15 protein-coding genes are annotated in these 14,802 nt (G+C 34.7%); 3 read left to right on the forward strand and 12 right to left on the reverse strand.

The window, feature by feature from the left end; genetic code table 11:
- Positions 1–23 precede the first annotated feature (23 nt).
- Together M2919_RS06010 and M2919_RS06015 are read left to right on the forward strand one after the other, a co-directional pair.
- Positions 24–497 carry a nucleoside deaminase gene (locus M2919_RS06010; protein WP_248848395.1) on the forward strand — a complete coding sequence of 158 codons (474 nt, stop codon included), beginning with the start codon at positions 24–26 and terminating at the stop codon, positions 495–497.
- A gap of 264 nt (positions 498–761) precedes the next feature.
- Complete coding sequence (locus M2919_RS06015; RefSeq protein WP_248848396.1) at positions 762–2,057, forward strand: ISL3 family transposase; 1,296 nt, start codon at positions 762–764, stop codon at positions 2,055–2,057.
- 158 nt (positions 2,058–2,215) lie between these two features.
- Here the strand turns inward: M2919_RS06015 and yghU are convergent, their stop codons facing one another.
- The 11 genes from yghU to rlmH all read right to left on the reverse strand — a co-directional run bounded on the left by yghU (position 2,216) and on the right by rlmH (position 12,352).
- A complete protein-coding gene (gene yghU / locus M2919_RS06020) occupies positions 2,216–3,001 on the reverse strand; it encodes a glutathione-dependent disulfide-bond oxidoreductase (RefSeq protein ID WP_248848397.1) in 786 nt (261 codons plus the stop codon).
- A 195-nt stretch (positions 3,002–3,196) separates the two neighbouring features.
- Positions 3,197–4,213 carry an amidase family protein gene (locus M2919_RS06025; protein WP_202585100.1) on the reverse strand — a complete coding sequence of 339 codons (1,017 nt, stop codon included), beginning with the start codon at positions 4,211–4,213 and terminating at the stop codon, positions 3,197–3,199.
- A gap of 84 nt (positions 4,214–4,297) precedes the next feature.
- Entirely contained in the window at positions 4,298–5,506 is a 1,209-nt protein-coding gene (locus M2919_RS06030) for a phosphopentomutase (RefSeq protein WP_202585101.1), read from the reverse strand.
- A 4-nt stretch (positions 5,507–5,510) separates the two neighbouring features.
- Positions 5,511–6,668 carry a YhfX family PLP-dependent enzyme gene (locus M2919_RS06035; RefSeq protein ID WP_248848398.1) on the reverse strand — a complete coding sequence of 386 codons (1,158 nt, stop codon included), beginning with the start codon at positions 6,666–6,668 and terminating at the stop codon, positions 5,511–5,513.
- 1 nt (position 6,669) lies between these two features.
- Entirely contained in the window at positions 6,670–7,056 is a 387-nt protein-coding gene (locus tag M2919_RS06040) for a hypothetical protein (protein WP_248848399.1), read from the reverse strand.
- Positions 7,031–7,954 carry a GntR family transcriptional regulator YhfZ gene (yhfZ, locus tag M2919_RS06045; protein ID WP_202585104.1) on the reverse strand — a complete coding sequence of 308 codons (924 nt, stop codon included), beginning with the start codon at positions 7,952–7,954 and terminating at the stop codon, positions 7,031–7,033. Before yhfZ ends, M2919_RS06040 begins: the two co-directional genes overlap by 26 nt.
- A gap of 10 nt (positions 7,955–7,964) precedes the next feature.
- The gene (locus M2919_RS06050) at positions 7,965–9,062 is read right to left on the reverse strand and encodes an aminotransferase class V-fold PLP-dependent enzyme (RefSeq protein ID WP_248848400.1); all 1,098 of its coding nucleotides are present in this window, start codon (positions 9,060–9,062) and stop codon (positions 7,965–7,967) included.
- A 4-nt stretch (positions 9,063–9,066) separates the two neighbouring features.
- Positions 9,067–9,948 (reverse strand): phosphotriesterase family protein, encoded by an 882-nt coding sequence (locus tag M2919_RS06055; protein ID WP_202585106.1) that lies wholly within the window; start codon positions 9,946–9,948, stop codon positions 9,067–9,069.
- Between the two features lie 18 nt (positions 9,949–9,966).
- Positions 9,967–11,283 carry a YhfT family protein gene (locus M2919_RS06060; RefSeq protein WP_202585107.1) on the reverse strand — a complete coding sequence of 439 codons (1,317 nt, stop codon included), beginning with the start codon at positions 11,281–11,283 and terminating at the stop codon, positions 9,967–9,969.
- 25 nt (positions 11,284–11,308) lie between these two features.
- Positions 11,309–11,671 (reverse strand): DUF2620 domain-containing protein, encoded by a 363-nt coding sequence (locus tag M2919_RS06065; RefSeq protein WP_202585108.1) that lies wholly within the window; start codon positions 11,669–11,671, stop codon positions 11,309–11,311.
- A gap of 201 nt (positions 11,672–11,872) precedes the next feature.
- Positions 11,873–12,352: a 23S rRNA (pseudouridine(1915)-N(3))-methyltransferase RlmH gene (rlmH, locus tag M2919_RS06070; protein ID WP_248848401.1), complete on the reverse strand. Its 480-nt coding sequence runs from the start codon at positions 12,350–12,352 to the stop codon at positions 11,873–11,875.
- A gap of 336 nt (positions 12,353–12,688) precedes the next feature.
- Here rlmH and M2919_RS06075 point away from each other — a divergent pair, with 336 nt between their 5' ends.
- Positions 12,689–13,945, forward strand: a complete 1,257-nt coding sequence (locus M2919_RS06075) for a S1C family serine protease (protein WP_248848402.1) — start codon at positions 12,689–12,691, stop codon at positions 13,943–13,945.
- A 36-nt stretch (positions 13,946–13,981) separates the two neighbouring features.
- Here the strand turns inward: M2919_RS06075 and M2919_RS06080 are convergent, their stop codons facing one another.
- Positions 13,982–14,788 (reverse strand): MBL fold metallo-hydrolase, encoded by an 807-nt coding sequence (locus M2919_RS06080; RefSeq protein ID WP_126762855.1) that lies wholly within the window; start codon positions 14,786–14,788, stop codon positions 13,982–13,984.
- Positions 14,789–14,802 lie beyond the last annotated feature (14 nt).

Raw genomic sequence — 14,802 nt, forward strand, 5'->3', positions numbered from 1 at the left:
ATAAACTAACGGAGGGATAATTCATGCTTAAAAATTCACATCAATCAGATTTACGATTTATGAAAGACGCTTTAGAATTAGCTAAAGCTGCTGCTAAGGAGGGTAATGAGCCGTTTGGGGCACTATTAGTCAAAAATCAACACATCGTTGCTACGGGAAAAAATCATATTCATACTGAAAGCGACCCAACCTATCACGCTGAACTAGGTATTATTCGTGATTATTGTCACTCATCTGGTGTTACAGATTTATCTGACTACACCCTTTACACCAGTTGCGAGCCCTGTTGCATGTGTGCAGGCGCGATTGTTTGGGCAAATGTTGGACGCGTTGTTTACAGTTTGTCTCATGACGAACTTGCAGAAATCGCCGGCTTTAATATTATGATTGGCAGTGATGAAGTTTTTGAAAGAAGTCCACATGTTCCTGCCGTAACGAAAAATATCTTAAAAGACGAAGCTGAAAAAATATATCAAGAATATTTTGGTAAGGACTAATATCATACGTCATTTCTCACGAAACGTAACCACTTAGCGATTCTTATTATGTCTTATAACGAAATGTTTTGTTATAAGCATCATGAATCGTATACTATCTACCTACAATCTTTAAAATTTGGCTCTATAATTTAAAGGACTGATGAATCAAATAAATGATTCATCAGCCCTTTTTTAATTTTCTTAATTTTAGGTATTAAAAAGCATACCGTTCTCCTATATGATTAATTTACCACAAAAAAACAAACAGGAGGCGATATGCTCATGTCTAATGATATCAAAAAATTACTACGAATCATAGAGCCAAATTTAATCACATCTGACATTTCTTACGAAATGGTAAAAGGACAACAAACATGTGTGGTGAACGCTACTTTTTCACCCCCTCTAACACCTTGTCACCATTGTGGTTCAATGGTGTATAACGAAAGTGGGAAGCAAGTAGTCGTAAGAAATGGTAAGAAAAAAGCGGTCGTGCGTTTTGATCAATTTAATCATTTGCCTTTAATTATGAACGTCGCAAAACAACGCTATACCTGTAAAAATTGTGCTCATCATTGGACTGCTACCCCTTATTTTGTCGAGAAAGGACACTCTATTTCAAGACATGTGATACTTAAAATAATAGATTTATTAAAAGAAAAAATCTCGTTCACTTTAATTGCGAAATTATGCCATGTTTCTATTACTACCGTCATTAGGGTATTACGCTCAATTAAAAGTTATCTACCAAACCCCTATCAAACGCACTTACCGGAGGTCTTAATGGTAGATGAATTTCGTTCTCATTGTTCTTCAGAAGACACCATGAGCTTTATTTGTGCAGATGGTATAACAGGAAAACTTATTAATATACTTCCTTCACGGAAGTTAACACAATTGACTGCTCATTTCAAAAAGTATCCGAATCATAACGACGTCAAATTATTAGTCACAGATATGAATGCCGCTTACTTTCAATTGACGAAGAGTGTTTTTACATCAGCCAAGATTATTATTGATCGCTTTCATGTGGTTAAACATTGTAATAAAGCCTTTCAGGACTTTCGTATTAAGGAAATGAAGCGATTGAAACAACAGAATAACCAGATAGGTTATCTAAAATTAAAAGCCAACTGGCGTCGCTTAACGAAAGACAGAATGTCTATCAATCATTCAGAATATAAAACATGGCGTAGTTTCCGTGCACCCCATTATCCTTATCAAACAGAAGCCATGATGATTGACCGTCTTTTGTCTTATTCTGAACCGTTAAAAGAAGCCTATTACTGTTTTCATGATATGATGGATGCTTTCAGAAGCAAAAATCACGTGTCCTTTATCCAACAACTAAAAGAACTACCTGAAACATTAGATTCAGAATTTCGTAAGAAACTTCAAAACCTTTTAAACTATGAAGAAGGGATTCGTAATTCCCTAATATATCCCTATTCAAATGGTAAGATTGAAGCTAAAAACACACATATTAAAACCTTAAAACGGGTATCCTATGGATTTAAATCATTTGAGAACATGAAATTAAGAATATTCATGATGAATCGCCTCATTGAAGTAAAATAAAAAAGATGAATGGAACGAGTTCCACTCATCTTTCGACTTCATTTTGACTCATCAGTCCTATTTGACAAAGAGCCTAAAATTTTTACAAACACTATATGAACTTAATAATACGAAAACCGCCATATCATGAATGATGTGGCGGTTTTTAATACTCATCTTTATTTAATCGATTGATATTCTACTGTCATTCCTCGCTTTACGGCTGGGCGCTCTGCAATTTTATGAGCCCATTTTAATACATGCGGGTAACTTTCAACATCTAAAAATTCAGCCGCACCATCATATAAATCCCCTAAGACTAACTGACCATACCAAGACCAATTCGCAATGTCGGCAATCGTATACTCATCTCCGGCAATATACTCACGTTCGGCTAATATCTTATTCAATAAATCTAACTGTCTTTTCGTTTCCATCGTATAGCGGTCGATTGGATACTGCAACTTTTCAGGAGCATAACGGAAGAAATGCCCAAATCCTCCTCCTACAAAAGGACCTGACCCAACTTGCCAAAACAACCAATTAAGCACCTCTGTCTTCTCGTGGATTTCTTTTGGTAAAAAAGCATCAAATTTTTCTGCCAGATACAATAATATAGAACCCGATTCAAATATATTAACTGATGGTGTTTGTGATTGATCCACCATCGCAGGTATTTTTGAGTTAGGACTAATCGATACAAAATCCGATCCAAACTGGTCTCCTTCACCAATATGAATCTGATATAAATCATAGGCTATGTCTGTCTTGCTTATTTCTTTCAATTCTTCTAACATAATCGTCACTTTTACTCCATTTGGTGTTCCCAACGAATAAACTTGAAATGGTGCATCTCCTACGGGTAGCTTTTGTTTAAACCGACTGCCCGAAGTTGGACGGTTTCCACCTATGTTAGTATTGGCATCTTCCCATTCCCATACAGTAGGCAATGTATAATCTGTCATGTTATCACTCCTTACTTTTTGTACTAAGCTAATCATAACATTCATTAAAAAAAGATGTCCAACTATTGTGTTTAGGAATCAGAAGAAATATTCTATCTAACGATGTGTTTCATACTTCCATATACTGTGCTACATAATATTTTATTGTTAATACATGGATAGAATTAAATCAATCTAACTCTTAGAACTTAATACTTATACTCCCATTTCAAAATACTTGGAATGATTACTAAAGTAATTTTTTGATAGTAAGTCCTGTTCTTCTTTTATTTTCTTTCCAATATTTATTAAATGAGATAATGCTTTTTTATTCTTGGTCATTATAACATATCCCTCTCCTAATTGAGTAGTAGGAACACAAAGCGATACAGCGTTAACCATATTAGCCACTCTAATAAACCCTTTATTAGCCATTTGTTGATAAGTTTTTGTTTCTTTAGAGAAATGTCCAAATATTGTGTCTCCAAACCCTTGTACATCAACAGGCCCTTCTTTAGATATCACAATATCGTAATGCTCTAACAGATTAGTTAAATCTTTTATTAAATTCTCTCGTTCTTTTATAAATTTGTCAGGCATATCAACTAGACTAATATTATAGTTAGCGTTAATTAACTTTTCATTAGACAACAAACTCTCTGTATCAGTAGCTATAATGATTCCTTCTTTTGACTCAACAACAAACTCGTTTTCTATCACACATTCAATCAGTTCCAACTCCTTAGCAATCAACCCAATTGACGTAAAAAAAGCAACACCATCTGTTGAAGTTTTAACTTCCTCTTTACTAGTAACCTCTTTCCCTAATTCAGGATGAATAAACCCGTACAAATTTAAACTCATAGCCGGAGCTAAAACCGAACCACCTCCGTCTGTTCCAACACCTAAATCATTAATTTCTAAAAAAACATTTAAGGCAGTACCACTAGATGAACCTGTCATGTAATTCCCTGTTAAAGGATTGATTAAATCTAAATCAATTGCTCTACCAGATAAACTAGCTTTATCAACGGTATGATTAATAAACCCTAGTTTATTTAATCTTGAAATAAACTTTTCGGAGATATCTTGTACCTCTTTTATGCCCATAAAATATCCACTTGTTTGAGAAATTTGATCAATACTATTAGGATATACTTTCTTTACTGATTTATATCTGTTATCCATAGCTAAGAATGTTTTTTTTGCGTACGACTTTATTCTGTATGACATCTGCATCCTCCTAAAAAAGACTGGCAATAAGCAATTATACTTATAACACAGTCTTTTTATTTTCATTAAAGTCTATCATTGTTTTTAAGTAATAGTGTTAAGAAAAGACGTACCATTTTGTGGGGCTGATACTTTGAAAAAATCAGCTACAGTTGCCCCCACATCTGCCATAGTACTTCTTAAGCCAATTTCTATATTTTCTTTTCCTGGACTGTAAATTAATAACGGTACCCTTTCTCTGGTGTGATTGCTGTGTCCAATAGTTGGATCATTTCCATGATCGGCCATTACTACTAAAATATCTCCTTCAACAAGTAAAGGTAATAATTCAGCTATTCTTCTATCACTTAATTCTAAACGGTCTGAATATCCATAAACATCCTCAGCATGACCTGCCAAGTCAGTTTCTTGAATGTTTAAAGCAATAAATCCAGTCTCTATATCTTTAACTTCACTCATTAAACAATCAAATAAGTATTCAGAATCTACTCCAGGAAATAATCTTGTACTATCTGTTTGAATAATATCAGCGATTTTTCCTAAAAATGAAACTGTAATCCCCTCTTTATCTAAGATAGTTGGTGTTTGAACATTTTTATCAATTCCATATCCCAGATGAACAACTTGATAACCATGATTATAAACACCAGACTCAGGTGCATCTACTCCAGCTATTTCATTGTTTTTAATTTTTCTAGCGGCTAATAAATCATCTAATGTGACTTGCTCCCCACCAAATGTAATCACTCGAGACACTTGAACAACTTCACGAACAACATGTCCTAATGTTTTTAAATCTTCAAAACTAATTAAATCAAGACAAGCAGAAACGTTATAAACTTGACCATAATCCGTTTCTAAATTATCCCCTACTGTTGCTACTTCATTAACAACTAAAATTTGTGTACCTTTTTCACCCACTCGACGAACTGAATAACCATTTTTTAAAAGATTAGCCTCAACTTCGTCAATTTTTTGATTAAATGGTTGAATTAAAGGAATCTTAGGTGTTGTTCCCATAATCTCTTGATGGCCTAAAAATGAATCTGCCCCGTGGTGAGACAAATTAGATGTACCAAAAACAGCAGTTTCTGATTTTTTATGTTCACCAATCTCATATCCTAAAGCATTCATTAAACCTAATTTTTCCAATGTTGGTAGTTGAATACTTGGATTTGTTTCTATAATATGTCCTGCCGTACTACTTCCAATGTCTCTTGGTCTAACTTTTGAAACATCATCCATTGCCCCTACGCCAAAACTATCTAATACAATCACAACAAATCTACTCATCTTATCACCTTCTAATTAAATTTCCCAGACTGTTGTATATACCTTCTACTTTAGGTTGTCCCTTACTAATACCAGAAACAACTGCTACATCACTTCTTGTCACAAAAATCTGTGTTCTAAAAGCTGCTAATACCGTTGAACCTACTGCATGAGTATGTTCAGCAGTTAGGTAATAATCAATACTCTCATTACCAAAAGCTTCTACTTTATCATCTGTTTTTGTATTATCCTCATTTACTACTAAGATATTCTCTAAATGGCCTCTTCGGTAATAACCACCACCATAAAAATAGGCTTTACCATCTAAGTTATGAGAAATCTCACTAACATAAATTATACTTGGAACTTCTTCTAAATCCATTTTAGCGTGAAGAGGTGTTGTCCCTGTTAACGCATGCCCTGGTTCACCTTGTGTCCCGTTAATGCCTTTAATTAATGGAATTGTTTTACTACATGTTGCTGAAGGAATATTTAATTCAGTAATTAAAATATCATTCTCAACTAAAATTTGAGTTGCTTTTTCAATGGTTTGAATATTATTTGTTGGTTTTAACTCACTTTCACCATCAAATAAGAAACATGGGAAAGAGGTTAATCCTGAAATGTTAATATGGCTTAATTCTTTAGAAACAGTTGCTAATTGTTCTAACTCGTCTAAATGAAAACCACCAAATTGACCTTCATAAATTTCATCTGTTGGCTCAATCACTTTTAATAAAATATCTTGAACTTTCCCAACATTTTTTGCTGCTTCATTGATTTTTTTCAGCATATCAAGTGAAAAGACTGTCATATATTTAGGTCCATAATCAATCACTTTTTCTAACAGAGCCACTGGAACTTGAACTAAATGTCCAACATTACCAATTGGTAAACCATGCTCCATCATAATTAGAGCTTCTTTAAAATCAACAACTACTGCTTGTTCAATACCTGCTTCTCTGATAGCTTGAGAGACTAATGGATTGCGACCAATTTGTTTGGTCATGTAAAACAAGTCAATTCCAACTTCATCAGCATGTCTCTTTAAGACTTTAGCATTTTTAACAATATGGTCTAAGTCTAAAATATACGTATCAGGTAGGATTGCTCCTTCTTGATGTAACTTGATAGCCGCATCTATTAATTCAGGATTTCTACGTTTTGTAGCTTCTAAAAACATATTAATCCTCCCTTAATAAATTAATGATATGTAGATAAAAATAATCTAATTCCGCTTCTTCAAAGTTTTTTGGTGCCATTTCTTCTATGCTTACCCATAAATCTTTTGCATCAGAAAATTTAGGATCAGCAGTAATTTCAGATAAAATAAAATCATCTAAACTTGCTACTACTTCATTTTTCTTGCGTCTTGTATCAGCCATTGCTAAATGTGTCAAGAACACATCTGACTGAGCTACTTCGTTAATAATATTGTTTTCAAGTAAACACTCTAAAACTTGTAATATATATTGACGCGTTTCTTCATCAATTACTTCTGAGCTAACTAATATCTCTAGTTTTTCTTTAATCATGATTTTCTCCTTAATATCTTGGAACCATTGTCCCATCGCCTACTTGTGTTTGAATATCTAAAACTCGTTTCATATCAAAACTTTTGTTAAAGAAAGCTTCCATTGACGTATCATCTTGATGGCAAACAATAACCGAAGTACTCATTTCCTCTTCTAATTGATTATTATCTAACGTGATATAGTTCAACTCTTCATAGTTTTTGTCACGAATCTCATCAAAATTCCAAATCCCTGCATCAATTTGCCCACTCTTTAAAGAGTGAATAATTTGATGACCAGGCATTTCAACCAGCTCAACCTGCTTGTTTTGAATACTTTCATTCGTTAACATTTGCTGATCCAGTGAACTATAATCAATCGCTACTTTCATCCCATCTTCAATACTATTGTTATGACGGTTAGCAAATAATAAGACATGCCCGCTTAAATAAGTTTGCTTTCCAAAATCAATCACAATTTCTAATGGCTCACCTTGTTGAATCACTCGTTTTGCAGCAAATTTTGATACTACTGCAAAACGATACGTCTTCGTTGATATTGACCGAACTCTTTCCTTAGATCCACGAATATAAGCAAGATTCAACTTGATATTATGCTCTTTAAATTCTTCATAAATACCAGTTGCTAATCCTTCATATAAGCGTGAGTAAGGTAGAGTCATCGTTCCTAAAATAGCTTCAGAAAGAGCGTATTCTTGTAAAATGGTATAATCAATTTCTTCGATAAAGGTTCCTAGATGTCCATGACTCTTAGTCACAAGCGCACCTTCTGTTTTTAAATAATTCAATGCGTTCTGGACAGTTCCTCTAGCAACATCATATTCACTCTGATACTCAGTAATACTCGGCATTCTATCCCCTTTTTTTAACTGAAGTAAATCAGATGCTAAATGATTAATGATTACCCCTTTTTTCTTCAAGAATTTATTACTCAATCCTAACTCCTCATTTCTTCACTATAGTCATTGCTTCTTTTAAAATACGAATGATGGTCTCAACACCTGCACGGTTTGGATTAATTCGAATCATCGAATGCTCCGCCTCAGGATTTGTTGCTCTAAAAGTACCAGATACTCGGTAAACAAGTGGGGAAAATTCATACTGCGACTCTGCTCCCACTGGATGTGGTAGAGCACCTAACTTAGTTGCAGCATCAATTACTTCACGAGCATTGTTTTCTTTTAGTTGAATTACCACAACTTTAGATTGGGCATTCACAACATAAGCTTCTTCTAAACCTTCTATTTCACCTTCATTGATTTTAGCACATAATACTTCACTTACCTGTGCAGAAATCGCTAATGAAACAGGTGCATAGATTAAACCTTTTAAAACATCTAAAGCTTCATGACCTTGAACCTGTCCACCGCCAGAATAATTGTCTTGTTTTAATTTATTAATATATCGGCTATCTCCAACAATACATCCTACACCTTCTGGACCAAGTAGTTTAAATGTAGAAAAACAGGCTAAACTACCACCAAATTGTGTTCCTATTCCTTTAGTTTTCATGGCTGAATAATTATCATCAGTAACGATTGGTAGGCTTTCACTAATACCACGAATTGTTTTAATCACTTCTTCTAAATCATATGAGTCGTCAATTTTTTGACGTGTTACTTGAACCAATACGCCGTCTAATTTTTCATTAGATACTGCTGTTTTTAATGCTTCTAAATCATTGAAGTCCGCTCGAATTATCTTGATACCCAACATATCAATTGATACTTGTGTTGTAGGATAAATAACTGCTTCATGGACTAATAAAGTCCCATTCGTTCCAACTGAACCATAAAGAGCAAGTCGAATGGCATTCGTTCCAGAACCTCTGACAAGCATGGCACTCTCAGCTTCAAAAAAGTCTGCTAGTACTTCTTCTACTTTTTTTGTAAATTCTGGTTGGTTTAAGCCTTTGACTACTCCTAAGTCACCTCGTGTTAGTATTTCATTTCCTGGGAAAAAACGAGTGATGGAATCAACTAACTTAAATTGAAGTTGTGTTGCTTCTTCAATTGTTAAACTGGTTAATGGATAAGTTTTCATAAGTTTAACCTCTATTCATAAATGTTATCGGATTGTCTTCTAACATTTTTGTGATAAATTTTTGAGAAACACCATTGTTTAAAGCAAGAGGAACAAATGTATCTAATAAATAGGAATAACCAATTCCACCCATGTATTCCATGTTTGATTTTCTTGTAATGTCCATTGATAAAAATACTTTGTCAGTGTATCCTCTTTTTTCGATTTCTTTTAACATCTCAACTCTTAGTAAATCCGGTTGATAATTTTCTTTACCAACCGTATCAAATTCAACATACACACCTTGGTCTAACATATGTAAAATGTAATCAATATCACCTGTTAAATCCACATGACCAATAACAACTCGACTTAAATCAACGCCACGTTCTTTAAAGAAAGCAACTTGCTCATGACCATAAGTTCCTAGTGTCGTATGAGTCGTAATTGGTACGCCCGTTTCTTTATGAGCAAGAACAGACGCTTCAAATATTTTCTCTTCACGAGGCATCATAATGTTTTTACTTGTTCCGATTTCACCAATTATGTGTGCTTTAATATCAGTTTCAGCAATACCTTCTCTGATTTCTTTCACCATAAAATCTGTTAATTGCTTAATCGAGTAATCTGTAACAAATTCAGGTAAGAATTTATCTTGATAAAAGCCTGTCGCCTGAACGATATTCATGCCTGTCTCCTCTGCAACGCGTTTAACGTACAATGGATTTCTTCTCATATCCATATTCGTTACGTCTACAATATTGCGGACACCTTTATCGTACATTTTTTTGTATTCTGCTACAGTCTCATCATAGCAATTTAAATTTGTGTCATCGATATTTTTCAAACGTGATAAATCGATTGTTGTATGCTCATGCATATAAGTGATACCTTTTTGTAAGACCATTTTTGTTGCCCCCTCTTTCTAACCAGCTACAACAGGTGTGAATAAACCAATTAAGTTTAAAATATTTACTAAAATACCTAAAGTGATTGCAGCAATCGGCCCAACTGCTAAATCTACAACAGGTTTGTTTGCTTTTTTATTTAATAGTAATAATCCAATTACCCAGAAATAACCAATACCTGGTGCAATTGCTTCTGATGCCATTGCTCCACCAATTAATAAGGCTACTTCTAATACTTTATTCATTGCTGTTCTAATATGTTCTCCCATTTCTCTAATACCTGGGAATTTATCTAAAGTTTTTGCCATTAATGTTAATAATTGTACTTCGATAAACATAGCTAAAGCACCTACTGCAAATGCTAAGATTGGGTTACCTTTTAATAAAATACCTACTACAAATACAAATGTTGTTCCAGCAGGACTATAAACACCCGTTACAATTGCTGTTGAGAATACTAACGGAATAAATCCAATCCCTCTAGCAAAAGCTGCTAAAGCTGCTTCACTTGCTTTACCTTCAGCTAAAAGATTTAAAGAAATAGGATCTCCAGCGATTAATAAAAGACTTGTTGCTGCTGCAACTAATCCACCCATTGCTGATAACCAAATCCAGTTTTTCTTGATTCTGTTAACACGTTCTAAAAAGACACTGACTAAACTTTCATTTGAATTACTTCCATCACTCTTAACTTTAACAGCGTAGTAAATCATGAAAATCATACCAACTAAAAGTGACATACCTTCTGCACTTAATGTTAAAGATGTCCCATTAGCTAATTTAAAAGTCCCAAATTGTTTTACAATAAATAATGTTAATAATGTCGCACCAAATGAGATAGAACCTTTTTTAAAGCCATGTTGACTTGCAATTGCTACTGCTGGAAAAATACTAAATGAAATAACAACTGGTGCACCAACTTTTGATAATGAATCAATAAAGTTAACAGGCATTAAAGCAAATGCATCAACCACTGCTTGTAATCCTAAAACTAAACCAACTCCATAAACCGCACCAATAATACCAGCAATGATCATTCCTTTTTTGCCTTCTGGAGCCCATGAACCAATAATATCAGTCATTAATAAAATACTATGTACTAATAAAATTGAAGCACCAATTGACACTGGAATACCAAATCCAATAACTAAACCAAAACTCAAGGCAAAACTTGTTGCCGCTAATTCTTTTTTACCAATCTTTTTTTCGAGGAATTCAGGTACAATGGGACGTAAACCGTCGTTAAAAACCGCAATACCTTTATTTGCTAAAATTGAGCTTAGTCCTCCCAAAGCCGCAATAGCAATCAATTCAATTATTTTAGATGAGTCCATTTTTTTCCACCATTCTCTTTATATTTTATAATTTTGATAATTCGTCCATAATAATTGGTACTACTATTTCTTTATGTTGAGCTGTAAAACCAAATGCTTTTTTACCAGATTGCACTTCCACTCGAATTTCTTCTTCACTCATTACACTTGAAGGCATTGAAATTGTTACACAGTTTTCTCTCCCTAACAAAGCTAACGCCATAGCTAACGCTCCACCACCACCTGTGTTACAGGCACCTAAATAAAAATCTGCTTGACCTGATTTAACAGCCATAGCTGCATCTAAGTCACTTTTAATAGTTACTTCAAAATTACCATTCGAATGCTTCTCAACAAGAGCCATAACTTCTGGTTTGTCAATTTGTCCACCTACAACTATCTTTTTCATATAAATTCTCCTTTCTCAATATACATTTTTTTGTATATTGATAAAAAATATTTATTACGCTTTCAGTATAAGCGATTGAGAAAAAAATGCAAGCCTTTTCTTTTAAAAACAGCTTAAAATTTTATGGATTTTTATTTCGATTATATGAGTAACACTTAAGTAATTTAGATACATTTAACTGTCAATACTAATAAAACCGCATCATTTATGATACGGTTCGCCTTTCATTATTCTAAAACTTCGGTAAATTTGTTCGGTTAAAACTAAACGCATTAATTGGTGTGGATAAGTGATTCGCCCAAAAGAGATAGCATAGTTGCTCCTTTTCATCACAGCATCAGATAACCCAAGTGACCCTCCTATGACAAAAACAAAATGACTTTTCCCTCTAACCATTTGTGTAGCAATGGTTTTAGAGAGCTCTTCAGAACTGACTAATTTCCCTTGAATTTCAAGTGTTATGACAAAATCTGTTTCCTTTACCTTCCCCAACAAACGCTGTCCCTCTTTTTCTTTCACCTGTATCATTTGCGTTTCGCTAAGATTTTCAGGCGCTTGCTCATCTGGCACTTCAATAATATCTAACTTTGTATAAGGACCTAAGCGTTTACTATATTCTGCAATACCTTGTTTCAAATATTTCTCTTTTAATTTTCCTACTGCTAATATTGTGACTTTCATTTTTTCCTCCGTATATCCGTACATTCGTTTTTATAAGTTTATCACATTAAAAAGGAGTTTTCCACAGTTATCCACAGACTTATACACATATCCACGTTATCGATATAGTAATTTTCTTTATTTTATCCCTTTTCTTCAAACAACTTGTCCACAATCCACAGAATGTATGTTTTGTGGATAACTTTTGTGCATAACTTGTGATTTATATGTTTCTTCGTATTTTAAATGTTTCTTTCATAAAATATTCAAATAATCTTATTAGACTTATTCACAAAACCCTTATATACTTTAATTACACAGTTAAGTTAAAGGAGGAAAGGTTTTTAACCGACAATTATGAAAACATATGAAACATCTACTTCATCCCCTCTTAAACGTTTTGGAACGGGACTTTTAGGCGGACTCATTGGAGGTGCCGTCGCGTTTGGTCTTTTATTTAATTTCAATCAAGACAGTGATAAGACATCTCAGCCATTAAACAATCATGGTGAAGCTACGAAAGTTGAGAAAGTGGCTTATGATGTGGAAAACAATACTTCTAAAGCCGTGGAGAAAGTACAAGGCGCTGTCGTTTCTGTTATTAATTTACAAAAACGACAAGAAATGGCGGATGAATATGGACTTGGTGGACTATTCGGTTTACCGCAACAACCCGAAAAGAAATCAGAAGATAAACAAGACGAGCTCGAAACTTCTAGCGAGGGCAGTGGGGTTATTTATAAAAAAGATGGTAAAAACGCCTATGTTGTGACTAATAATCACGTCGTGGAAGGTTCTGATGCTTTAGAAGTTTTAATGAACGACGGTTCAAAAGTGTCCGCTGAACTAGTTGGTGCCGACGCTTATACTGATTTGGCTGTTTTAAAAATCAGTGCCGAGGGCGTAAAAGATACTGCTGAATTTGGTGATTCTGATGTTCTAAAAATTGGTGAACCTGCGATTGCGATTGGTTCTCCACTCGGTTCTGATTATGCTAACTCTGTGACACAGGGTATCATTTCCGCTAAAAACCGAACAATCACGAATCAAAATCCAGAAACAGGACAACCTACGAATATTAATGCCATTCAAACAGATGCGGCGATTAATCCTGGGAACTCTGGTGGGCCATTAATTAATATTGCGGGCCAAGTAATCGGAATTAACTCCATTAAGATTGCACGAGCAGCGAGTGGTATCTCTGCTGAGGGTATGGGCTTCTCTATTCCAAGTAATGATGTTGTCGATATTATTAATCAACTAGAACAAAACGGACAAGTCATTCGCCCAATGTTAGGTGTGACGATGATTGATTTAGCGGTCATTAGCCAAGAACAACAAGAAAAAATCTTAAAATTGCCAACAGATATTAAATCTGGTGTAATCATTCGTAGCGTTCAGGCCGCTTCTCCTGCTGAAGCAGCAGGCTTAAAACAGTATGATGTGATTGTAGGAATTGATGGTAAAGAGATTGAAAATGCGACTGACCTTCAAACCATTCTATATACGAAAAAAGTCGGGGACGAGATTGAGGTAACCTACTATCGTGAGCATCACAAAAATACCGTGAAAGTTTCCCTTTCACTAGACCGTTCTTCTTTAGAAAAAGAATAAGCAAAAAGACCGCTTTCCATTGGAAAGCGGTCTTTTTTAGACTTCAAATAATGGTGTTGCAGCATCTGGGCTTGTATCAAACACTTGTACCTCTCGTCGTGTGTCAATCCCAATTGATGACAAGGTTTGTTCCATCGTCATATGTGCAATTTCTTTTAAGTTATTCTCTTTGCTTAGATGACCTAAAAAGATTTTTTTCGTACGCGAACCGATGACGTCGGTCATTAATTCAGCGCCATCTTCATTTGATAAATGACCACTATCGCCTAAAATACGTTGTTTTAGATGCCAAGGGTAACCACCTGTTCGTAACATATTTATATCGTGGTTACTTTCGACTAAATAACAATCTGAATTACGAATAGTTCCTCTTAGACGGTCGCTACAATAACCGGTATCGGTAACAACTGTGACCGTTTTGTTGTGACGATGAAACTGGTAAAATTGAGGCTCAATCGCATCGTGAGAGACGCCAAAACTTTCAATATCCATATCACCAAAAGTCAGGACTTTTCCCATTTCAAAATGATGACGATTTTCTGGTTTGATTGTACCCACATTTTTACTCATCGCTTGCCATGTTTTTTCATTGGCAAAAACATCAATACCATAACGTCGCGATAAAACACCTACGCCCTTAATGTGGTCAGTATGCTCGTGGGTAACAAAAATCCCATCTAGCTCAGCAGGGGTTCGTCCTATTTCAGCTAATAACTCTGTAATTTTTTTCCCACTTAAACCAGCATCCACTAAAAGCCGTCGCTTTTCTGTTTCGATGTAAAGTGAGTTTCCCGTGCTACCGCTCGCTAGCACACTCACATTAAATGCTTGTAAATCACTCACTTTATCACTGTCCT

Source organism: Vagococcus lutrae, assembly GCF_023299185.1.
Taxonomy (GTDB): Bacteria; Bacillota; Bacilli; order Lactobacillales; family Vagococcaceae; genus Vagococcus_A; species Vagococcus_A lutrae.